Here is a 244-nt window from a genome sequence, read left to right as displayed (position 1 = left end):
AATTGTGCAGACGGCCTCAGATACGAATAGAAAGAATAAAAAGACATGGCTAACCAATGGTTTCCCGGCCACATGAATAAGGCAAAAATAGCCATTGCCGACCGCATTAAAAGCGTTGATATGGTGATTGAGATGTTGGACGCGCGTATGCCTGCGTCCAGCGAAAACCCCGTGCTTGCCCAGTTGTCCAAAGGCAAGCCAAAACGCAAAATCTTAAACAAGCAAGACCTTGCCGATCCCGAGC

At 48.0% G+C, this 244-nt stretch carries 1 pseudogene; it reads left to right on the top strand.

From position 1 onward, the window contains the following. Positions 1-45 precede the first annotated feature (45 nt). A pseudogene (locus tag ACTHS3_RS18435) lies at positions 46-244 on the top strand (ribosome biogenesis GTPase YlqF); the annotation flags it as partial.

The sequence above is a fragment of the Neisseria sp. P0009.S007 genome (genome assembly GCF_051962515.1).
The sequence above is the reverse complement of the archived record's forward strand: the minus strand, read 5'-3'. Positions and strand labels throughout refer to the sequence as shown.